This is a genomic window from Chitinophaga niastensis (genome assembly GCF_003014755.1).
In the GTDB taxonomy this organism is placed as follows: domain Bacteria; phylum Bacteroidota; class Bacteroidia; order Chitinophagales; family Chitinophagaceae; genus Chitinophaga; species Chitinophaga niastensis.
The window spans coordinates 592027-612381 of sequence record NZ_PYAW01000001.1; the positions used below are offsets into that span (position 1 = coordinate 592027).

Consider the following 20355-nt stretch of genomic DNA (forward strand, 5'->3'; position numbering starts at 1 on the left):
TTGATAGGTTTTAAGCGTTCATATTGTTGGCCACAAATTTCAGAATTTCTTCGAGGTAATTGCGGTCATTATTCAATCTGGGAACTTTATGTTGTCCTCCCAGTTTGCCTTTGCTCTTTAGGAACTCACAAAACGTGCCCTTGGGTAATACATGCACCACCGGCATATGCAAGGCTATATCTTTATATCTTTTAGCTTCGTAGTCTGAGTTGATAGACTTTAAAGTACTATCAAGTATACCGGTAAAGCGATTGATATCATCTGGTTCTGTTTCAAATTCCACCAGCCATTCATGGCCACCATTGCCTTCATCGCTAAAATATACAGGTGCGGCAGTATAGTCATTTACTACTGCGCCGGTGGCTTCACTTGCTTTGGCTACTGCAGTATCAGAGTTTTCCACAATCACCTCTTCCCCAAATGCATTGATGAAGGATTTTGTTCTGCCACTGATCTTAATACGATAAGGTACCAATGATACAAACTGAATGGTATCACCCACCATGTAGCGCCATAAGCCACCATTGGTACTGATAACCAGCGCGTAGTTCTTGCCCAGCTCCACTTCCTGCAGTTGCAGGGTACGTGGATGTTCTTTGCCCACTTCTTCCATCGGCATGAACTCGTAAAAAATACCATGGTTCAGGAATAACAGCAATCCTTCTTCTCCTATCACATCCTGCGCAGCAAAAAATCCTTCGGATGCATTATAAGTTTCCTGGTAGTGCATCAGCGGTTTGCGGATCAGTTTTTTAAACTGCTCCCGGTAAGGCGTAAAGCTTACACCACCATGCATATATAATTCCAGATTAGGCCATACATCCGCCAGGTTATCTTTGCCGGTAAGCTCAAATATGCGTTTAATCAATACAATTGTCCAGGTAGGGACACCGGCAATAGAGGTCACATTTTCATGGATGACCGCATTAGCCATACGTTCTATCTTTTCTTCCCATTCGTCCATCAAAGCGATTTCCAGGTCCGGGGTGCGGATCATATTGCCGTAAAACGGCATATTCTGCAGCATCACGGCGCTCAGATCACCACAATAGGAATCACTGTTCTCAGATAACTTATTCACCTGGTGGCTACCGCCTATTACCAGCGATTTTCCTGTGAATACATCGGAGTCAGGGAAATTATTGTAGTAGAGAGAGATCACATCCCGGCCAGACCTGTAATGACATTCATCCAGGCTTTCAACCGTAACAGGAATGAATTTGCTTTTGTCTGCGGTAGTTCCGCTGGACTTTGCAAACCATTTTATAGGCGTATTCCACAGCACATTTTGCTGACCTTCCATCGTACGTTGTATATAAGGCTTGATGGTATCATAAGTGTGAATAGGAACCCGCTGCTTATATTCGTCTATCTTGTAAATCTTCGAAAAGCCGTACTGCTTACCGAATTCGGTATACTGCGCGGCACTGATAAGGTTTTGGAATACCTGCTGCTGCACTTGCACAGGGTACTGCATGAAATATGCGATACGCCCCATGCGCAATCTTGCCAGTTGTGATATTGCAGGACTTAAAATTCTCATATAGGATGCTGTAGAATTATTTTTATTGTTTAGCTGCTTCGTCCAGGTAATCTTTCCGGCGCAAAATAAAATTCTGGCCAAGATACACTTTTCTTACCTGTTCGTCCTCTGCCAGTTCTTCTGCCGATCCGGATTTGAGGATTTTGCCTTCAAACAATAAATAAGCCCGGTCAGTAATGGAGAGCGTTTCTTGTACGTTATGGTCTGTTATAAGGATACCTATATTTTTGTATTTCAGCTTAGCTACAATAGCCTGGATATCTTCTACGGCAATTGGGTCAATACCCGCAAAAGGCTCATCCAGCAAGATGAACTTGGGATCTACGGCCAGTGCACGGGCTATTTCAGTACGACGGCGTTCACCACCACTCAATACGTCACCCGGACTTTTACGTACGTGTTCCAACCGGAATTCTGATAGCAGCATTTCCAGTTTCTCCTTTTGTGCTGCCTTTTTGAGCTTAGTCATTTCCAGTACAGCGGAAATATTATCCTCTACGCTCAGCTTCCGGAATACAGAAGCCTCCTGCGGAAGATAGCCAATACCCATCTGTGCCCGCTTGTACATGGGCAATTTGGTAATATTAACTTCACCCAGGTACACATTCCCTTCGTCTGGCTTAACCAGCCCTACCACCATGTAAAAAGAGGTGGTTTTGCCTGCACCATTAGGGCCCAGCAGCCCTACTATCTCGCCCTGGGACACTTCAACAGATACATGGTTTACCACCGTTCTGTTGCCGTAACGCTTTACCAGCTGGTCTGTATGTATTCTTAATGCCATATGATCAAACTTAGCAAAATTAAACAATTCATTCACTTAGCCTAGTTATAGTTATCCTAAGATTAAAAATGATCTGATAATAATTAGCGGATGTCTTATTTTTGCCCGCGTAATTTTAGCGGGAATAAAGGGCTTCACCAACCAGCCCCCTTCCACAAAGCTTATAACTTTATGAAAGTAACTGAACATATCGCCCGGGCAAAGGATACCCTGATTTCATTTGAAATCCTTCCTCCGCTTAAAGGAAAGAGCATCGAATCAATATATGATCATCTGGACCCCTTAATGGAGTTCAAGCCTTCCTTTATCAATGTTACCTACCATCGTAGCGAGCATATGTTCAAAAAGAAGGCCGATGGCGCCTTTGAAAAGGTAGAGATCCGCAAACGCCCCGGCACAGTAGGTATTTGCGCAGCTATCATGAACCATTATAATATAGATGCTGTTCCCCACCTGATTTGCGGCGGCTTTAGCAGGGAGGAAACAGAAAATGCCTTGATAGATCTCAACTTCCTCGGTATTGACAATGTACTTGTTTTACGGGGAGATGCGCCCAAAAATGAAACTTTCTTTGAACCTGATCCACACGGACACAGCTATGCTATAGAATTGCTGGACCAGGTAGTACATATGAATAACGGGGTTTACCTGGAAGACGATCTGCAGAGTGGGGTGAAAACCAGCTTCTGTATTGGTGTTGCCGGCTACCCGGAAAAACATTTTGAAGCGCCTAACATGCAAACAGACATCAGCCACCTGAAACGCAAGGTGGAAAATGGAGCTGATTACATTGTAACACAGATGTTTTTCGATAACCAGAAATTCTTCGATTTTGTGAATAAATGCCGGGAAATGGGTATTACTGTTCCTATTATTCCAGGATTAAAACCACTGACCTCCAAGAAACAAATGACCATACTGCCTCGCATCTTTCATGTAGACATCCCATCAGATTTATCTTCTGAAATCGTGAAATGCAAAACAGATAAGGATGTGGAACTGGTTGGCACTGAGTGGCTGATTGCACAGTCTAAAGAGCTGAAAGCATTTGGTGTACCGGTACTACACTATTACACGCTGGGTAAACCTAAAGTTGTTCGCCAGGCAGTAGAAGCTATTATGTAATAACAAATTATTATTTTATGTGTAAATATAAAGGGAAGGACAAAAGTCTTTCCCTTTTTTGCTTTCTTTCATATATAAAAAATGCCATCACGTAGATACGTAGTGGCATATCCCTATAACTGTCACACTTTTTAATTTTAACTGTCCAATGATCGATACCACCTTTCCAGGTGGTTACTTTCGGTATTAAGACGCAGCACCTAACACGTACCCCTACGTCTCTTTAAAAAATAAAAAGGACCGCCTTTAGGGCAGTCCTTTTTATTAGATGATCTGAAAATTATTTTTTCTTGCCCAGCAGGTAGCCTACGGAAATACCGAAATACCTGTTTTTAGAAGTAGAATTCTCTGCTACTGTGCAATTAGTCAATCCCAGGCTGTAATTAACGCCTACGAGGAAACCACCTTTCAGCTCATAGCCAACAGTGAAGTTAGCACCGGCATCCAGGGTTTTCATATGTACGTTCCCGTCATTTGCATCCTTTTTACCGTCAAACTTAACCTTTGTTTCATTTGATTGTTTTTGGCCATTTACTTCGTATGTGCTCTTTACTTTACCACCGATACCGAAGGCGATATAAGGACCAAAACCAGCAAATAATTTACCTCCACCCATTTCATGCTTGTAGAGGAAGTTAACCGGGATTTCCAGGTAATTTAATTTCACTGTCATGGTTTCTTTTGCAGATACTCCGCCCGCACTGGCTTCCGAGCTGGCTTTTACTCCTTTGGCACTGTAAAATAAACCAGGCTGCAGGGAAAAATTTTCTGCCAGCGTAAAGTCAGCAATAAGACCTGCATGAAAAGCAGGTAAGATTTTTCTGCCTTCGTTATCAGATTTGCCGTCGGCCGTTGCGTTTATCGAAGCGGCGCTAAAACCGGCTTTTACGCCCAATTTAACCTGTGCATAGGTAGATAAGGTTCCCAAAAGTGCTACAGCGATTAACAGAACATTCTTTTTCATTTGTAGAAAAATTTTATAGGTTATTTCTAAAATATATAATATATATAATGCATAATACTAAAGATGTCCATAACTTATCTTGAAATAAAAAAAGCGCTTCCCTTGCAGGAAAGCGCTTCAAAAGTTGTAATAAAAATATTTTATTTACCAGTCTTCCCGGTCAAGTAACATACCAATGCTTACACCAAAATATTTGTTTTTCAGGTTAGTACCCGGCGATCTGTCAATGTCCATTAATCCAAGACTATAATTCACTCCTAAAGTGATAAAACAATTAAGCTGTATTCCGGCAGTAAAATTCAAGCCGGCATCCCAGCGCTGCAAATCCATGCCTGTAGAAAAAACATTGGGAGATTGCTTAAAATTTACCCTTTGCGAAATGGACTGCACCTGTTGGCCTTCGTTATAAATAGCCATATCATAATGTCCACGAACACAGTAAGCCGCATAAGGACCAGCTCCAAGCACAATTTGGCCGAAACCTACAGGCACTTTATACACCATATTTACGGGAAATTCCAGGTATTTCAGGCGGATATTAGTAGTGCCGGAAGAAAATGTATAGGAAGGGTGCTGTATGGTAGACTCCAGCCTAGCACCTTTAACAACGTAGCTGAGCCCCGGCTGCAGATATCCTCCTTTAAACAAAGGTATATCAGCGTATATACCCACCTGCCAGTTGTTAAGGTTAGCAGTTCCCGAACGGGAGATGTTAGCAGAGGATGCTAATCCAGAGTTAACATAACCACCACGAATGCCCAGGCTCACCTGAGCGGAGGTTGTAGCAACGACAAAAAAGGTCATTGCAAAAACAATTGTAATGAACTTCATTCGCTCGTTAATAATAAATATTAGACAATTCACTGTTACCTATGTCAATTGGGACTATTCAACTCTCATTGGGTACTAACGTTAGAAACAACGAAAAGGTTTGAAGATAATAAAAAAAGGCTGCCGAAAAATACCGGCAGCCTTTTTTTAGAAATTTTACCTGAGATAATAATTCAGTTAATGGCCTCCGAATTTATAACCAACAGACACGCCGAAGGAGGTGTTTTTGAAACTGCGGCTATTACTAGTATTGTCAGCAGTATTAACAAGACCCAGATCCGCATTGAGTCCGAAATAAATCCCCATTGGCATTTCATAGCCAATATTGATATCAGCTCCTGCGTCAAAGCGTTTCAGTTTACCGGTTCCGGATTCATCAGCGAAAGCATTCCTATCACCAAGAAGAGGAATGTTTTTATACTTTCCGCTTATACCATAAGCCAGATAAGGTCCCGCTGCTAATACCAGCTTACCATTACCGACTTCAGGTTTATACATAAAATTAACCGGCACTTCCAGATATGATAATGTCGTTTTCATATCTGAATTCTTGTCCTTACCACCTTTACCGGAATACAATAATCCGGTACCAATGAAAAATTCATCAGCCAATGGAATATCCGCGGTAACACCGGCTCTTACACTGGTAAGAATTTTACTGGTTACCTTTCCACCGTTTGGAATAGAATTCTTAGATGTAATGCTGGAAAATTGAGGCCCTGCAACAATTCCCCATTTGACCTGACCAAAAGAAATGCTGGCTATCAGTAAAGCCGCTGCTGATAATAATAACTTTTTCATATTAGATGTAATTTGAATGATTGTTTAAAGTGTTGTCAACAGGCACTGACACCACTTTCATTGTTATTTGGATTGCTAAAATGCGCCTGTTTTTGCTTGCTTAGCACATACTACAAATCGAATCAACTAATTGTTTGCGCGCAATTATCTTCCACCAAACAGATAACCTATAGAAACACTGAACACACGGTTCTTATTTTTTTCATCAGCACTATTATCCTGTCCGGAGCGAATTTTGGCAAACCCAATTCCATACTGCACAGCAACCAGGAAGTTGCTTAATTCAGCACCTATCTGCACATTACCACCCCAGTCAAAACGTTTGAATTTATCATAGGCTGTATTAGGATCTCCACCATTTAAAGGGGTGTCATTATCCCATTTAATGTCTGTAGCGCTACTGGCAGAAATACCTCCTATTATAGCATCATATTTTTGTTGACCTGCTACTCCAAATGCAAAGTAGGGTCCTATACCCGCAAACAGGCTGGCGTTATTTCCTATTGGCAGCTTAGCTATAAAGTTTAATGGAACCTCAATGTAAGATGGGTTTACAGTATACTTTGTGTAAGGATTTGTTATAGAACTACTTTTATTCCCTGCTTCAATTTTGCTCCCTTTGGTAGTATAAAATACGCCGGGTTGAAAGGACAGGAGCTTTGGGACCAATGGCACATCCACGATGGCACCTACATTAAATCCGGATAGCGAACGACTATCTTTAGTATTTCCTGCATTATCAATAGTAATATTTGAAAGATTCCAGCCTCCTTTTATGCCAACACGAGCCTGTGACATAGCGGCAAATGAAATACTCAAAGCTGCGAATGTGAATAAAATCGTCTTTTTTGTCATACCCTTTAGTTTTGTGGTCCGTTACCCACCAGCCAAAGACTATGCCAAAGCAATGTTAAAATTATATAATAAATTGATTACCAGTATAAAACAGGAGCTATTTGCTGCTCACTACAGCCTGGCTGCTGTATTTTTGGTGGTTAGCCGTTCCAGAAATTCCTGTAACTGGTCTACTCCCAGACGTTTTGCCACAATTTTCTTTTTTTCATCCAGTAGATAAATCATGGGAGTACTGTATACATCGTATAGGCGGCGGTAATTGTTGCCAGCTGACTGTGGATCAGATCCATGTACCCATCCGGAAAGATGATGCTCATTTATAAATGCCAGCCACTCCTGTTGCGTTCCTTCCGTTTTTACACCGATCATAGCCACCCCTTTGCTTTTCCAGCTTGCTTTATAGGCAGAATCGAGGCGCGGAATTTCTGTCTTGCAATGTCCGCAGGTAGGATCCCAGAACACCAATACCGTATATTTTGCCTGGGTTTTATACAACGATAAGGGCCTGGAGGCAGTATCCTTAAATTCCAGTGGGGCGGCCTGCTTTCCTATCAGGTTCGGAGCCATGGTGTATGCCCTGTCTACAATCTTATTCAACTGCTCATCGCTTAACCAGAAGGCCTCTCCCGCTACATAATATTTCTCCACCAGGTGCACAAATACAGCATCCATACCCATATAAGGAGAGCTCTCGTAATTATAAGTAAGCCACCACAGTACAAATTTGAAGACTTCCTTACTCTTGCGTGTGCGGGCAATCATAGCATCACAATCCACAATAATAGAATCCGGATGATTGGGTACCAGCTGTTCAAAATATTTTTTCAGCTTGCCTTCCAGGATGGGAGTTCTTACCAGGCGATCACTTTCCAGGTCTACCTCATCCCAATAATGTGCTTTAAAATAACGGTAAGCAAAGGAAGAGTCCTCTCCCACAGGCTGTTTGGGGATTTCCGGTTCCTTCATGGCCCTAAAAATAGCAGCCAATATGGTAGCCGGATGTTTTGCGATAAAGCCGTTGCGGAAGTCCTGGATTTTTTTTCCAAGCTCCTGCTGCAAAGGCAGCGCTTTGGCGGAATCAGCCGCTGTATGCGCTGCTTTCAGCTGCTGTTGAATATTACGGCTCAACGTTTCCTGCTGAAAAAGGAACTGGTTATAGGAGAGGAATAGCTCGTTATCCGGTGAATTCTTATAAACTGTCTTATTAATAAGATCGCTGGTATCAATACTAACACTGAATACCTGCTGTTTATCTATCAGTGCTTCAATATATTGCTGTTTCCCTGGTAATACCACCAGGTAGATCCCCGGCAGTAGCCGTTCTTTCCCTTTCAGCACTACTTCACCTGTAGCAGAAACATCTGCAGAATCGGCCAGATAAGTAGTTCTGCCCATATAATTGGCCAGGAATAATTTTCCACCGGTAAAGTTCTTCAACTTTATGGAGATCTGGTACCCTTGCGCCTGGAGCTGCAAATGCACAAGAAAGATGGCTATCAGTAATACAAATAATTTACGCATAGGATATGAAAACAATATGTAAAAATAAGTGGAAAAAAGGAAAAAAAGGAAAGTGGAGTGCTGAATGGTAAATACATGAATTCGCATTTCGGATTCAGCATTTCCAATTACCTTTGCAGCCGTGAGGAAAAAAAATGTTGTTTTAGAAAATGTACCTGTAACTGCCTACGCGGCAGAGGGTAAAGCCCTGGCCCGACAAGACGGGAAAGTTATATTTATTGAAGGCGGCGTGGTGCCTGGCGATGTGGTGGATGTTCGTCTCAGTAAAAATAAAAAAGACTGGGCAGAAGGGAAAGTGATTCACTTTCATTCTTATTCTGACAAAAGAGTCACTCCTTTTTGTAGTCATTTCGGCACCTGTGGCGGATGTAAGTGGCAAATGATGCCCTATAGCCTGCAACTGGAATATAAACAACAACAGGTAGCAGACCACCTGCAACGTATTGGCAAACTGGAACTGCCGCCTATGGACCCTATCCTGGGTTCTGCGCATACAGAACACTACCGTAACAAACTGGAATTTACCTTCAGTAACAAAGCTTATCTTACTACTGAAGAAATAAGGGATAATGATGGCGAAATACCTGTAAGACCCGCACTGGGCTTTCATGTACCAAAGCTGTTTGATAAAGTACTTAATATTGACACCTGCTTCCTCATGCAGGAACCGGTAAACCTGATCCGCAATACCATCCGTGAATATGCAGTATCACATGAGCTGCCATTTTACGACATCCGTGCACAGCAGGGCTGGCTACGTAACCTGGTTGTACGACTTTGCACCACCGGCGAGATTATGGTAAACCTGGTGATCCATCATGAGGACAAAGCAAACCGGATAGCACTGCTGGATCATTTGCTGAAAACAGTACCAGCTATCACTACCGTGGTGTACACCATCAATCCTAAAGGCAACGATACTATTTTTGACCTGGAGCCTAAGGTATATTTCGGTAAAGGCTATGCAGAAGAGAAGTTGGAAGACTTTGTTTTTAAAATAGGCCCGAAATCCTTTTTCCAGACAAACACATACCAGGGCGAAGTGTTGTATAAAGTTACAAGAGACTTTGCCGGGTTAACAGGATCGGAAATTGTATACGACTTATATTGTGGTACCGGCAGCATCGGTATTTTTGTATCGCGCAACGCCCGCAAGGTAGTGGGGATAGAGCTGATCAAAGAAGCCATTGATGATGCAAAGGAAAATGCCGCCCGCAACAATGTTAATAATGCCGAGTTTTTTGCAGGCGATGTAGTGGATATTTGTGATGACGAATTTTTTGCACATCATGGGCAACCGGATGTGATCATCACCGATCCCCCACGGGCAGGCATGCACGAGAAACTGGTAAACAAACTGTTGGAAATTGCAGCACCTAAGATTGTATACGTTAGCTGTAATCCGGCTACACAGGCCAGAGACCTGGCTTTGCTGGATGCACTGTATACTGTGGAAAAGGTACAACCCGTAGATATGTTCCCCCATACACATCACATCGAAAATGTGGTGTTGTTGAAAAAAAGAGCTAATAACTAAGAAGCAATGAACGAGTACAGGCCCGGAAAATTTCAGTATCTGCCACTGGTGATCAAAAACCTGATGATCATTAATGCATTGGTTTGGTTAGTGCAGGTAACACTGCTAGGTAAATATGATTATGATTTGAGCCGTTTATTTGCCCTCCATTACTGGGGCTCGGATCTTTTCAGACCTCATCAGTTTATCACGCATTTATTTATGCATGATCCGAAGCACTTTACTCATCTGCTTTTTAATATGTTTACCCTGTGGATGTTTGGCGCCACACTGGAAAACTTATGGGGTCCCAAACGTTTCCTCATATTTTACCTGGTATGTGGTATAGGTGCAGCGCTGTGCCATATGGGTGTGCTCACATATGAAAACGTAAACCTCACCAGGTATGCACATAATTTTTTAACAGATCCCACCTACAGCAATTTTGCTTTGCTGGATAGCAAATACGATCTCGGCAACGGTACCGTTAGTTTAGAGGGGTTAAAAAATGCGTTGGGCGACAACCCTGATCCGGGAACCATAGATATGGCCAAACTGTATGTAACGGAATATGTAAATTATTACCGCAGCGTGGCTACATTAGGTGCTTCCGGAGCTGTATACGGCATCCTGTTCGCTTTCGGATTTCTGTTCCCGAATACGTATATGTACATCTACTTCATGTTCCCCGTAAAAGCAAAATATATTGTTGGTTTTATGATTGTCGCGGAATTGTGGTCCGGTATACAAAATTCTGCCGGCGATAATGTGGCACATTTTGCCCATTTAGGTGGTGCGTTATTTGCTTATCTATTATTAAGAGGGTGGACAAAAAACCGTTCAGATTTTTATTAACGCGACTGTATTTAGCCGTAAATTTGTATTGAAAATATTTGTACCATGCATTTGCTGGAAAAAGAGAAATTACCCCGCCTCTCTTTGGGAGAAGGAAGAAATATGGTAACACAATTATTGGTAGTTAATCTTACAATTTTTGTTTTCCTGTTTTTTACACTTGTTATTTACAAGATGGAAGACGTGGGAGAAGTGCGGTTTCACCAGGATATTATGACCTGGCTCAGACTTCCTGCGGATTCCTCCAAGTTACTTATGCGTCCGTGGACACTTATCACCTCCCTGTTTACACATATTGCTGTTTGGCAGGTATTCAGTAACATGGTATGGCTGTGGTGCTTCGGCACATTCATGCAACACCTGGCAGGTCATCAGCGGATTTTGCCTTTATATCTTTTCGGTGGTATCTGTGGCAATCTTTTTTATGTAGCAGGTATGCAGTTCATCCCCTCTTTTCATGCATTGGCAGGTGGTGAATATTCACTGGGGGCTGCTGGTAGCGTAATGGCAATAGCCGTTGGCGTTACTGCTATTGCTCCACGTTATCGCATCTTTCCATTACTGTCGGGTGGTATTTCCCTTTGGATCATCACGCTGCTGTTTGTGGCGCTTTCAGTAGGTTCCCTCCTGGCTTCTTCCCGCTATGGTGTTACTTACATTCCTGAATTGGCAGGTGGCGCAATTGCCGGCTGGCTCTATATGTATCAGTGGAAAAAAGGCAACGATTTAGGTGCAGGTTTCAACAAACTGACGTTTAAGCTTACACATGTATTTCATCCTGCCTCCCAGCAAATCAATCCGGAGGATTTAAAAAAAAAGAACTTTCCCCCCAATCCTGAACTACAGCCATTCAAACGTATCGGTAAAGTACCTGAACAACGATTGAACGAAATTCTTGATAAGATAAACGAAAACGGACTTTCTTCCCTCTCACCGGACGAAAGAGAAACACTGCTGCGCGCGAGCAAACCAGAATAAAAGAATTACAAATTACAAATTGCGAATTACGCATTTGTGAGAAGATAAATCGCGAAGGTTTTCGCAAAGATCTTCTCACAAATGCGTAATTCGTAATTCGCAATTTGTAATTCATAATTTGTTATACTAACGTTACCCCTATGTTTAAAGTCATCATCCGCAGGCTATTACTCTGGAGCAATATAATATTGGCATTAATACTCCTCCTCAGTACTTATCTTCCTTATCTCAATCCGGGTAAATACTGGATGGCTGGCTTTGCGGGGCTTTTATTCCCTCTTTTATTTCCTGTTTGTTTATTGTTCATTCCCGTCTGGCTGTGGTACCAAAAAAAATACGCTTTTATTTCCCTGACAGTGGCATGTTTATGCCTCGGTGCTGCTAAGCATACGTGGGGCATTCACTTCTTCCAAAATAATAATATCCCTAAACAGCATGGTAGTGGAGAGTTCACGCTGATGACCTATAATACCAGCAGCATGGGACTCGCTTATTACAGAAATGACACCACTAAACTGACGGCCATTTATGATGTAATAAAAGCGGCAAGCCCTGATATCCTTTGTTTGCAGGAATTTTATACCAATGATAAACAGGAGTACACAAATAATATAGACAGTATCCGGTTAGTTGGAAGCTACCCCTATCACTATTTTACCTGCGATAAAACGCATTGGGATACCTGGCACTACGGGATTGTTTTATTTTCAAGATTTCCCATAATAAACGCTATCTCTATTCCCTGCGGCAAAAGCGCTATGGGCAGCGGCAGTAGCTTTCTTCAGGCTGATATTATGATGCAGAAAGATACCATACGGATTTTCTCCGTACAGCTAACTTCGTATATGTTTAACGGTAAGGATTATAGCGATATACACACTGCTAAAGGAACAAGATTAATTAATAAAATGAAACAAACCTTTTCCCGCAGATCGCTACAGGCGCTCCAGCTGGCAGGACTGGTGGCTCAAAGTCCTTATCCGGTAATTGTTTGCGGCGATTTCAATGATACCCCCGTTTCCTTTACATATAGGACCATCAGCCGGGATCTGCAGGATGCTTTTTTGCAAACCGGTACCGGCTTTGGACGTACACTCTCCTACCTATCGCCCACCCTGCGTATAGATTATTTGCTGCCACAACACAAGTTCAGGATACATACCAGTAAGGTGCTCTCCGTTTCTCCTTCAGAGCATTTCCCGGTTATAGCCTGCCTGTCGTTGAAAAAAGATTAACTTTATTAATTCAACAAAGTGCGACACGGTGCGATTTTTAAGACTATTTACGAAAGGATTTTTTTTGATCATCAACTTCGCCGTGGTATTACTTTTCCTGGCAGCCTGCCTGGCACCTTATATTTCGCCGGCGTGGTTTTGGCCAATCAGTTTTATAACGCTGGCATTCCCGTTCCTGCTCGGACTCCTCGTAGTGTTTCTGTTTGGGTGGTTGTTTTTTAATTATCGCTATGCCTTGCTATCGCTGATCGCCATTTTACTGGGCTGGAAGTCTATCATCGCTTTTGTAGCGTTTAATATGCCATCCGGCAATAAGGCGGCAACAACCAGCACCAGTTTTACGGTAATGAGCTATAATGTAAGCCAGTTTGGGCTTTATCGTGAAAAAGACAGTAAATACAACCGGCAGGCCATGTTTGCCATGATAAAAAAACAGCAGCTGGATATCGCCTGCTTCCAGGATTTTTATACCTCTGAAAAGAAAAATGATTTTAATAACCGGGAAGATATTTCCAGGGAGATGGCATTGCCTTTCCGCTACTTTTCCAGCGACTTTAACCGCAACGGAATGCAGCACTGGGGTTCTATTATTTATTCCCGTTTTCCTATTATTGCATCTGATAAAGTGAAAATGAGCATAGGCCCCCGGAGTGAAAGCCTGATCTATGCAGATATTGTTAGAGATGCTGATACCGTTCGCATTGTAAATATGCACCTGGAATCTTATCGCTTCAACGAAAAAGATTATTCTGCCATTAAAAAAATAAAGAATCAGGAAGATACCGGGCTGATTGCGACTAAAAGTATCGTGCAAAAAATGCGGGAAGCGTATATACGTCGCAGTCAACAGGCCGATATTGTGGGGAATTTCATCCGTCAAAGTCCTTACCCGGTGATAGTTTGCGGCGATTTTAACGATACGCCTGCATCCTATACCTACTTTACCATTAAGGGCGACTTACAGGATGCATTTCTGCAAAAGGGCCTGGGCATAGGCCGTACTTTTACCGGGCTGGCACCCACCCTGCGCATCGACTATGTTTTTGTAAGCGCTGATTTCAAAGTAAATAGCTTCCGGAAAATAAATTCGGATCTGTCTGATCATTACCCTGTAATTGCTAATTTAAGCCTGATCGGCAGTGGACGCGCGGAAGTAGAAGTAAACAAATAACTGTAATCATTATGAAAAGATTTAATATTTTAATGTCTGACCGATGTTGTTACGGGAGATTTATCTTACCAGGAAAACAATTTTTATCTTTGCCATCCACCAACAAAAAATAAGATGTCAGCAACGGCACAACCGGATGACATCTGTCATTTATAGCATATGTCAGAACTTAAAATATACAATTCATTACACCGTCAGAAAGAAGTATTTACACCACTGCACCCCGGCCACGTAGGCATGTACGTGTGCGGACCTACCGTATCCGGCGAGTCTCACCTGGGCCACGCCCGCCCCTATATCACGTTTGATGTGGTATTCCGCTATTTAAAGCACCTGGGCTATAAGGTACGTTACGTGCGTAACATCACCGATGCTGGTCACTTTGAGGAAGAAGGCCGCGCCGCAGAAGATAAAATATCAAAATTTGCTGTGCTCGAAAAGCTGGAGCCCATGGAACTGGTACAGAAATACACCAACCTGTATCATTGGGCCATGGCACAATTCGGGTGCCTGGAACCAAGTATAGAACCCACTGCTACCGGTCATATTATTGAACAGATAGAAATGATCAAAACGATCATTGACAAAGGATATGCCTATGAAGTAGATGGCAGTGTATATTTTGATGTAAAAAAATATGCCGCTAACTACGACTATGGCATTTTAAGCGGTCGTATACTGGAAGACATGCTGGAAACCACGCGTGAGCTGGAAGGACAGGATGATAAACATAACAAAGCTGATTTTGCCCTCTGGAAAAAAGCACCGCCTGAACATATCATGCGCTGGCCAAGTCCATGGGGTGAGGGTTTCCCTGGATGGCATATTGAGTGCTCTGCCATGAGCGCCAAATACCTGGGTACGCAATTCGATATCCACGGTGGTGGTATGGACCTTCAGTTTCCCCATCATGAATGTGAAATAGCACAAAGTGAAATAGCGCATGGCGACATGATGGCCCGTTACTGGATGCATAATAACATGATCACCATCAACGGGCGTAAAATGGGTAAGTCTTATAACAATACCATTAAGCTTACTGAAATGTTTACCGGCGAAAATCCGCAACTGGATAAGCCTTACAGCCCGATGACCATCCGCTTCTTTGTATTGCAAACGCATTACCGTGGTACGCTGGACTTCTCCAATGAAGCCTTGCAGGCCGCAGAGAAAGGATTGCAGCGCTTATGGGCCGCTTATGAAACATTACAGAAGCTCACTTACGCTGCCAACGGACAAACCATCAATGAAGAACTGGATAAACAGGTGCGTCAATGGTGCCTGGAATGCCCTGAATTCCTGAATGATGATTTCAATACCGCCAAGGTAATGGCTAACCTGTTTGAGCTCACACCTGTGATTAATTCGCTTAAAGGCGGGCAGATAAAAATGCACGAGCTCAGTGAGGATACTTTCCTTCTTTTACAGCAAACCTGGAAAACATACCTGGTGGATATCCTCGGTGTGCAGCAGGAAACATTAGTAGGTGAAGAAAACAAACTGGATGGTGTTTTACAGATGCTGATAGAGATGCGCAAGGAAGCTAAAAGCCGCAAGGACTATGCAACTTCCGACAAAATTCGTAATGAGTTATTGTCTATAGGCATTCAACTCAAAGACGAAAAAGATGGTACTATATCTTATAGCCTACAATAAATTAAATATTCAGGAAGATAATGCGTAAAGCTCTTATTGCTTTGACAGCGCTGGCCTTACTGGCCGGCGCATGTCAGCAAAATTCAAAATCATCAGATAACACCAGCGATAGCACTGGTGAAAGCAAAGTAGCCAAACTGGATGTACCAGTGCCGGTGTTCCAGGCCGATTCCGCTTTTGCATATACCGCTAAGCAGGTAAGCTTTGGACCAAGGATACCGAATACGCCTGCACAGGAAAAATGTGCCGACTGGCTGATCAACAATTTTCGTCCATGGGCAGATACGCTGTATGTACAACGTACTACCGTTATTGGTCCTAAAAAAGAGAAGCTGCCTTGCATCAATATCATCGCCAGTTTTAATCCTGCTGCCAAACAGCGTGTATTATTGCTTGCACATTGGGATACGCGTCCATGGGCTGATGAAGATGCATTTGATAAAACAAAAAAACTGGATGGTGCTGATGATGGTGCCAGCGGTGTGGCTGTGCTGATGGAAGTTGCACGTCAGTTCCATGCACAGAAACCGGAAGCAGGTGTTGATATTTTGCTGGTAGATGTAGAAGATTATGGTGCTAAAAACAATGAAAATTCTTTTTGTTTAGGTACGCAATACTGGGCAAAAAATCCGCATGTAAAGGGCTATAAAGCGAACTATGGTATCCTGCTGGATATGGTAGGTGCACGTGGCTCTCAGTTTTATATGGAAGGTGCTTCGCAGCAATATGCTGCTGGTCCTATGAAAATGTTCTGGGATGTAGCCAATAAGCAGGGATTCTCTGATTATTTCCGTTACGAAAATTATGGTTCTACTATTACAGATGATCATATTTACGTAAACACGATGGCCAACATTCCAACATTTGATATCATTGCCTGGCAAGCCAATGGGAACTTTGCACCACACTGGCATACACAGAATGATAACATGGATGTAATTGATAAGAAGACGTTGAAAGCTGTAGGACAAACCATTCTGCAGGTAGTATATACACAGCCTTTTAATTACTGATGATAACGAGGGTTCCGGATTGCAGGATGATGTGATGTATTAACTTAAAAAACAGTTTATGCCCAGGTCTGTAAGCACTCCGGAAGCTATCGGAGTAGATTATCAAACACATCTTTGCAGAGATAAAAAACTGCAAAAGATTATTCAGGAGCCACTAACGGAACTGACTATACGAAAAAACATTTGCCTTAAACTGATTGGTTCTATCATGAGCCAGCAGCTATCTACAAAAGTGGCAGATGTAATTTATTCCCGCTTTCTGGATCTCTACGACCGCAAGGAGCCTACTGCTCAGCAAATTCTTGATACGCCCACTACTACCCTGCGGGGCATCGGTTTATCCAACGCCAAGGTAACTTATGTACATAATGTAGCTGCTTTTGTGATTGCAGAGAAGCTAACAGACAGCAAGCTCAAAAAAATGGGCAACGATGAAGTAATTACCTATCTCACACAAATCAAGGGAGTAGGACGATGGACCGTAGAAATGTTACTTATGTTTTACCTCTGCCGGGAAGATGTGTTTGCTATGGACGACTGGGGTCTGCAACAAGCCATGATAAAGCTTTACAAGCTAAATCCGGAAGATAAAAAAGCATTCAGGGACAAGCTCCGGAAAATATCTGACAAATGGTCGCCCTACCGCACACATGCCTGCCGCTATCTTTGGTCATGGAAAGATAATGAACCGAACAGGTAGCACGACATATACATTGCGTAGTGCTTTTATAAATTTGTGTTATGAGTGTGCAGGGAAGCTTTTTTGATGATCAGCATGCAGCTGGTGATATTTCATTGTTGAATGGAGAACTGGCTTATTATCCGCAGTTTTTTAACAAAGCGGAAAGCGACGATTTCATGCGAATACTAATGGATACCATTGCCTGGAAACAGGAATCCATGAATATGTACGGCAAACAAGTATTATTTCCCCGTCTTATGGCCTGGTATGGCGATGCTGCCACTTCCTACGGCTTTTCCGGCAACACTTTTTCACCACAACCGTGGACACCGGAATTATTAAACATCTGCAACCGTATTACCCCTGTAAGTGGTAAGCCTTTCAATAGTGTGCTGTTAAACCTTTACCGTAACGGTAACGACTCTATGGGATGGCATGCGGATGATGAGCCGGAACTGGGCCTCCACCCGGTGATTGCTTCTGTTAACTTTGGCGCTACCCGCCGGTTTATATTACGTTATAAAAATGATCATCACCTGAAACATGAACTGGCACTGCAACATGGCTCTCTACTTATTATGAAAGGCTCGTTGCAACAGTATTGGGAACACCAGGTACCCAAAACCACAAAAGAAATTACAGGAAGAATTAACCTCACCTTCCGATTTATCACCCCTTAAACCATTACACCTGCTATGAAAAACCTTATTTTATTAATTGGAAATGATATCAATAACATTTCCCACGGACAAAGCTGGAAAGACCTGCTGCAGGATATTGTCACCTTCTGCCATGTTGGCGACTGCATAGAACTGGATGATAAAAAACCCTTTCCGTTGCTATATGAAGAAATTTTTTTAACTGCCAGCAAAAAACAAAAGATACGTGAGAAAGATCTCAAATCATTTATTGCCATCAAAGCAGCAGAAATAAAAGGAAACGGTATCCACAGCGCCATACGGGCGCTGAAACCAACACATATACTCACTACCAATTACGAATTTACGCTGGAAGGAAGCACACCGTTTGAAAACACAAGTCTCATCAATGAAAAGTTCTATAGCATTTTCAGGCGGTATAAAATGAATGACATCAATTACTGGCATATTCATGGCGACTGCCTCAACCCTATGAGTATTAACCTGGGGTTTGAACACTATGGCGGCCAGTTACAGATGATGCGCAATTACGTAGTCAGCGGTACTGTTTATACCAGCAAGGAAGTCCCCAAAGCGTCCTTACTGCGACGCATACACGCCAAACAGGTATATTTTCATTCCTGGATAGATCTCTTTTTTACCAACGATATCCACATCTTTGGCCTGTCGCTGGACTTTGTAGAAACAGACCTCTGGTGGTTGCTGACTTATCGTGCACGACAGAAATTTCATCATAAAAATATTCCGGTCCCAAATGAAATTTATTATTACATCCCGGAAGAATATGTGGCCGCATCTAAATTCAAGCTGGATCTGCTCACAGCCAATGATGTAACGATTGTAAGCTTGCCGGGAAAAGATAAAGCAGCCTACTACCAATCAATTATTACCCGAATAGCCAAAGCAAACTAAAAACCGCCATCATAGCCACTATACCAAGTATACTAACCCGCTAAAACAATACTGGCAGCCTTTTTGCAAACCAGCCCATTGTTCTAACAAAAGGCAAAACCTCCAGGCTCCTTTTGTTGTTAATTATTAAAATCTATATTTTATGTTATTTGAATTAGCAATCTCTCTCGTCACCACATTCCTGGCGCCGGTACAAAACCAGCAGCCATCCCCAAAAACGCAGGTTATCTATGTAAAAGAATCCAGGGAACCCTGTACAGGAGTTGCTCCCATGGAGTGTTTACAGATTAAAGGAGTTAATGACTCCACCTGGGGTAGTCTTTACACCAATATTGTTGGATTCAAGTACATACCAGGTTACCGATATAAATTGAAAGTAAAAATTACACAAGTGAAGAACCCTCCGGCAGATGGCTCTTCTGTAAAATATACCCTCACCAAAGTGTTGGAGAAAAAGAAAGTACAAACCGCCAGAGTGTCCGGCAATGCGACCCAATGGGCTTCTGTAGCCGGTAAAAAATGGAGCCTTATTAAAATGGGCGACACAGAATTAACGGAATCCAATATCTGGCTGGAGTTTGATAATGCTACCAAACGTTTCCACGGTAAAGGCGGATGCAATAATGTAATGGGAAGCTATAAAGCAGCGTCGGACAAAATCACATTTTCAAAGGCTGCCAGCACCATGATGGCCTGCTCAGACGAAAAAGTAATGCAACGTGAATCAGCATTTCTGCAACAAATCGGTGATCACACTTTCAACTATGAAGTAACTGGCCAAACTTTAAACCTGTCCGAAAACGGCAAAGTTGTACTGACATTTAGTTTACAGGATAAGGAAGATAAAAAAGAAAACGCCGTTGCTCCCGATGCCAGCCAGTGGGCTTTTATTGCCAGTAAAAAATGGAATGTTATCAAACTGGGAGATTCTACCTTAACACAGTCCGGCATTTGGCTGGAGTTTGATACTGATAAAAAACGTTTCCATGGCAAAGGTGGATGTAACAGTATTTCCGGTGGCTACAATGCAACAAAAGACCAGATCACCTTTACACAGGCTATCAGTACCCGTATGGCATGTATGGATGTTAACATAATGCGCCGGGAATCAGAATTTTTGAAATTAATTGGTGGTCATACTTACAGATACGATGTAGCAGATCAAACATTAAACCTTTACCAAAATGGTAAAATTGTGGTGATGTTTGGTATGCAGGATAAATAATATTATCAGGATTAAGCAGATTAAATTCC

The 20355-nt window shown here is 42.5% G+C and carries 19 protein-coding genes; 12 read left to right on the top strand and 7 right to left on the bottom strand.

What is annotated here, in order from left to right; genetic code table 11:
- Nucleotides 1-10: 10 nt before the first annotated feature.
- Nucleotides 11-1543: a GH3 auxin-responsive promoter family protein gene (locus tag CLV51_RS02510; protein WP_106526430.1), complete on the bottom strand. Its 1533-nt coding sequence runs from the start codon at nt 1541-1543 to the stop codon at nt 11-13.
- Nucleotides 1544-1565: 22 nt separating this feature from the next.
- Nucleotides 1566-2327, bottom strand: a complete 762-nt coding sequence (gene lptB / locus CLV51_RS02515; RefSeq protein ID WP_106527560.1) for an LPS export ABC transporter ATP-binding protein — start codon at nt 2325-2327, stop codon at nt 1566-1568.
- Nucleotides 2328-2498: 171 nt separating this feature from the next.
- On the opposite strand from lptB, the gene metF reads away from it, so the two are divergent.
- The gene (metF, locus tag CLV51_RS02520; RefSeq protein ID WP_106527561.1) at nt 2499-3452 is read left to right on the top strand and encodes a methylenetetrahydrofolate reductase [NAD(P)H]; all 954 of its coding nucleotides are present in this window, start codon (nt 2499-2501) and stop codon (nt 3450-3452) included.
- 280 nt (nt 3453-3732) lie between these two features.
- Here the strand turns inward: metF and CLV51_RS02525 are convergent, their stop codons facing one another.
- The 5 genes from CLV51_RS02525 to CLV51_RS02545 form a co-directional block, all read right to left on the bottom strand.
- Nucleotides 3733-4416: a porin family protein gene (locus tag CLV51_RS02525; protein ID WP_106526431.1), complete on the bottom strand. Its 684-nt coding sequence runs from the start codon at nt 4414-4416 to the stop codon at nt 3733-3735.
- Nucleotides 4417-4560: 144 nt separating this feature from the next.
- On the bottom strand, nt 4561-5247 hold the full coding sequence (locus CLV51_RS02530) for an outer membrane beta-barrel protein (RefSeq protein WP_106526432.1): 687 nt from the start codon (nt 5245-5247) through the stop codon (nt 4561-4563).
- 177 nt (nt 5248-5424) lie between these two features.
- Nucleotides 5425-6048, bottom strand: a complete 624-nt coding sequence (locus tag CLV51_RS02535) for a porin family protein (RefSeq protein ID WP_106526433.1) — start codon at nt 6046-6048, stop codon at nt 5425-5427.
- Nucleotides 6049-6192: 144 nt separating this feature from the next.
- The gene (locus CLV51_RS02540; protein ID WP_106526434.1) at nt 6193-6903 is read right to left on the bottom strand and encodes a porin family protein; all 711 of its coding nucleotides are present in this window, start codon (nt 6901-6903) and stop codon (nt 6193-6195) included.
- 111 nt (nt 6904-7014) lie between these two features.
- Entirely contained in the window at nt 7015-8424 is a 1410-nt protein-coding gene (locus CLV51_RS02545; protein ID WP_158266918.1) for a TlpA family protein disulfide reductase, read from the bottom strand.
- A gap of 121 nt (nt 8425-8545) precedes the next feature.
- Between CLV51_RS02545 and rlmD the strand changes: the two genes are divergently transcribed.
- From rlmD to CLV51_RS02600, 11 genes are all read left to right on the top strand, one after another.
- Nucleotides 8546-9961, top strand: coding sequence for a 23S rRNA (uracil(1939)-C(5))-methyltransferase RlmD (gene rlmD, locus CLV51_RS02550; RefSeq protein WP_106526436.1), 1416 nt, complete (start codon nt 8546-8548; stop codon nt 9959-9961).
- A 6-nt stretch (nt 9962-9967) separates the two neighbouring features.
- The gene (locus CLV51_RS02555) at nt 9968-10795 is read left to right on the top strand and encodes a rhomboid family intramembrane serine protease (RefSeq protein ID WP_106526437.1); all 828 of its coding nucleotides are present in this window, start codon (nt 9968-9970) and stop codon (nt 10793-10795) included.
- A gap of 45 nt (nt 10796-10840) precedes the next feature.
- On the top strand, nt 10841-11773 hold the full coding sequence (locus CLV51_RS02560) for a rhomboid family intramembrane serine protease (RefSeq protein ID WP_106526438.1): 933 nt from the start codon (nt 10841-10843) through the stop codon (nt 11771-11773).
- Between the two features lie 140 nt (nt 11774-11913).
- Entirely contained in the window at nt 11914-13008 is a 1095-nt protein-coding gene (locus CLV51_RS02565; RefSeq protein WP_106526439.1) for an endonuclease/exonuclease/phosphatase family protein, read from the top strand.
- 64 nt (nt 13009-13072) lie between these two features.
- A complete protein-coding gene (locus CLV51_RS02570; protein ID WP_106526440.1) occupies nt 13073-14179 on the top strand; it encodes an endonuclease/exonuclease/phosphatase family protein in 1107 nt (368 codons plus the stop codon).
- A 159-nt stretch (nt 14180-14338) separates the two neighbouring features.
- Entirely contained in the window at nt 14339-15835 is a 1497-nt protein-coding gene (cysS, locus tag CLV51_RS02575) for a cysteine--tRNA ligase (protein WP_106526441.1), read from the top strand.
- A gap of 20 nt (nt 15836-15855) precedes the next feature.
- Nucleotides 15856-16848 carry a M28 family peptidase gene (locus CLV51_RS02580; RefSeq protein ID WP_106526442.1) on the top strand — a complete coding sequence of 331 codons (993 nt, stop codon included), beginning with the start codon at nt 15856-15858 and terminating at the stop codon, nt 16846-16848.
- A gap of 58 nt (nt 16849-16906) precedes the next feature.
- A complete protein-coding gene (locus tag CLV51_RS02585; RefSeq protein ID WP_106526443.1) occupies nt 16907-17548 on the top strand; it encodes a DNA-3-methyladenine glycosylase family protein in 642 nt (213 codons plus the stop codon).
- A 41-nt stretch (nt 17549-17589) separates the two neighbouring features.
- Complete coding sequence (locus CLV51_RS02590; protein WP_106526444.1) at nt 17590-18210, top strand: alpha-ketoglutarate-dependent dioxygenase AlkB family protein; 621 nt, start codon at nt 17590-17592, stop codon at nt 18208-18210.
- A 15-nt stretch (nt 18211-18225) separates the two neighbouring features.
- Nucleotides 18226-19101 carry a hypothetical protein gene (locus CLV51_RS02595; RefSeq protein WP_106526445.1) on the top strand — a complete coding sequence of 292 codons (876 nt, stop codon included), beginning with the start codon at nt 18226-18228 and terminating at the stop codon, nt 19099-19101.
- Nucleotides 19102-19243: 142 nt separating this feature from the next.
- Nucleotides 19244-20326: an META domain-containing protein gene (locus tag CLV51_RS02600; RefSeq protein WP_106526446.1), complete on the top strand. Its 1083-nt coding sequence runs from the start codon at nt 19244-19246 to the stop codon at nt 20324-20326.
- Nucleotides 20327-20355 lie beyond the last annotated feature (29 nt).

What these genes read in the sequence shown, in the direction of transcription:
- CLV51_RS02510 (WP_106526430.1), bottom strand. Translation starts at nt 1,543, where the DNA reads ATGAGAATTTTAAGTCCTGCAATATCACAACTGGCAAGATTGCGCATG.
- lptB (WP_106527560.1), bottom strand. Translation starts at nt 2,327, where the DNA reads ATGGCATTAAGAATACATACAGACCAGCTGGTAAAGCGTTACGGCAAC.
- metF (WP_106527561.1), top strand. Translation starts at nt 2,499, where the DNA reads ATGAAAGTAACTGAACATATCGCCCGGGCAAAGGATACCCTGATTTCA.
- CLV51_RS02525 (WP_106526431.1), bottom strand. Translation starts at nt 4,416, where the DNA reads ATGAAAAAGAATGTTCTGTTAATCGCTGTAGCACTTTTGGGAACCTTA.
- CLV51_RS02530 (WP_106526432.1), bottom strand. Translation starts at nt 5,247, where the DNA reads ATGAAGTTCATTACAATTGTTTTTGCAATGACCTTTTTTGTCGTTGCT.
- CLV51_RS02535 (WP_106526433.1), bottom strand. Translation starts at nt 6,048, where the DNA reads ATGAAAAAGTTATTATTATCAGCAGCGGCTTTACTGATAGCCAGCATT.
- CLV51_RS02540 (WP_106526434.1), bottom strand. Translation starts at nt 6,903, where the DNA reads ATGACAAAAAAGACGATTTTATTCACATTCGCAGCTTTGAGTATTTCA.
- CLV51_RS02545 (WP_158266918.1), bottom strand. Translation starts at nt 8,424, where the DNA reads ATGCGTAAATTATTTGTATTACTGATAGCCATCTTTCTTGTGCATTTG.
- CLV51_RS02555 (WP_106526437.1), top strand. Translation starts at nt 9,968, where the DNA reads ATGAACGAGTACAGGCCCGGAAAATTTCAGTATCTGCCACTGGTGATC.
- CLV51_RS02560 (WP_106526438.1), top strand. Translation starts at nt 10,841, where the DNA reads ATGCATTTGCTGGAAAAAGAGAAATTACCCCGCCTCTCTTTGGGAGAA.
- CLV51_RS02565 (WP_106526439.1), top strand. Translation starts at nt 11,914, where the DNA reads ATGTTTAAAGTCATCATCCGCAGGCTATTACTCTGGAGCAATATAATA.
- cysS (WP_106526441.1), top strand. Translation starts at nt 14,339, where the DNA reads ATGTCAGAACTTAAAATATACAATTCATTACACCGTCAGAAAGAAGTA.
- CLV51_RS02580 (WP_106526442.1), top strand. Translation starts at nt 15,856, where the DNA reads ATGCGTAAAGCTCTTATTGCTTTGACAGCGCTGGCCTTACTGGCCGGC.
- CLV51_RS02585 (WP_106526443.1), top strand. Translation starts at nt 16,907, where the DNA reads ATGCCCAGGTCTGTAAGCACTCCGGAAGCTATCGGAGTAGATTATCAA.
- CLV51_RS02590 (WP_106526444.1), top strand. Translation starts at nt 17,590, where the DNA reads ATGAGTGTGCAGGGAAGCTTTTTTGATGATCAGCATGCAGCTGGTGAT.
- CLV51_RS02595 (WP_106526445.1), top strand. Translation starts at nt 18,226, where the DNA reads ATGAAAAACCTTATTTTATTAATTGGAAATGATATCAATAACATTTCC.
- CLV51_RS02600 (WP_106526446.1), top strand. Translation starts at nt 19,244, where the DNA reads ATGTTATTTGAATTAGCAATCTCTCTCGTCACCACATTCCTGGCGCCG.